Source organism: Caldovatus sediminis, assembly GCF_014644455.1.
GTDB classification, from domain to species: domain Bacteria; phylum Pseudomonadota; class Alphaproteobacteria; order Acetobacterales; family Acetobacteraceae; genus Caldovatus; species Caldovatus sediminis.
This window is the reverse complement of the sequence record NZ_BMKS01000038.1, coordinates 1-1,363: the sequence shown is the minus strand read 5'-3', so window position 1 is coordinate 1,363 and position 1,363 is coordinate 1. Positions and strand designations below refer to the sequence as shown.

The window sequence follows — 1,363 nt, the reverse complement described above, 5'->3', positions numbered from 1 at the left end:
GACGAGGCGGGCGAGCAGGTCGGTGAGGTATCGCTGCGGATCGACGCCGTTGAGCTTCGCGGTCTCGATCAGCGAGGCGATGGCGGCCCAGGCCTCCGCCCCCTCGTCGCAGCCGGCGAACAGCGCGTTCTTGCGCCCGGGTGCGACGGGCCGCACGGCGCGCTCGACGCTGTTGGTGTCGAGCTCGATGCGGCCATCCTCGAGAAGCCGCAGCAGGCCGTCACGGTGGTTCAGCGCGTAGCGGATGGCGTCCGCCGTCGTGCTGCGCGGAGGCAGCCTCGCCGGCATTGCCTCGAACCGGGCGAACAGATCCTCGACCAGCGGGCGACTGCGGATGCGCCGCTCGGCCAGGCGCCGCTCGGGCGGGGCGCCGCGGATCCCGGCCTCGACCGCATGGAGCGCGGCGATGCGGCTCAGCGCCTCCTCGGCGACCGGCGCCCTGGCCTTCTGCGCCAGGTCGTGGAACTGCCGCCGCGCATGGCTCCCGCAGAACGCCACGACGGCCGGGCCCGGCCCCGTGGCCGTATCGGCGAGGCCCTTGTATCCGGCATAGCCGTCGCACTGCAGGATGCCGCGGTAGCCGCCCAGCAGCGCCCGGGCATGCTCGCGCCCCCGGCCCGGGGCGTAGGTGCAGACGACCGCCGGCGGGTCGGCCCCGCCCCAGGGCCGGTCGTCGCGCGCGATGGTCCAGAACCAGCCGGTCTTCGTCCGGCCGCGGCCGGGATCGAGCGCCGGCCACCGCGGTCTCGTCGGCGCACAGCCGCGGCGAGGCGAGCAGGATCGCCTTCATCCGCCGCACCACCGGCGCGATCTCCGCCGCCGCCGTGCCGACCCAGGCCGCCAGCGTCGCCCGGTCCGCCGCGACACCCTGGCGCGCCAGGATCCCCGCCTGGCGATGCAGCGGCAGACGATCCGCGTAGCGCGAGACCATGATGTGCGCGACCGTCGCCTCGGCCGGCAGGCCGCCCTCGACCAGGCGCGCCGGTGCCGGCCGCTGCACCACGACGCCGGCGCAGGACCGGCGGGCAAGCTTCGGCCGGCGCGTCACGATCACCCGGAACCGCGCCGGGATCACGTCGAGCCGCTCGGAGGTGTCGGCGCCGATCTCCGCCGTCGCCGCCGCACAGCACGGGCAGGTCGCGCTCCGCGGCGCCAGCACCACCTCGACGCGCGGCAGGCGGGCGGGCAGCGCGCCGCGGCTGGCCCGGCGCCTGGCCGCGCGCTCGCGCCTGAGGTCCGGGTCGCGCTTCTCGGCCTCGGCATCGGCCTTGGCGATCGCCGTCTCGAGGTCGGCGAGGCCGAGCTCGACCTGCTCCTGATCCTCGACGGCTACGCCGCCCGCAAGACCGCGGCGGTGAAGCGC

At 76.4% G+C, this 1,363-nt stretch carries 1 pseudogene; it reads right to left on the bottom strand.

Annotated features, from left to right (window positions below):
• Positions 1-1,363, bottom strand: a pseudogene (gene tnpC, locus IEX99_RS22205) (IS66 family transposase); the annotation flags it as partial.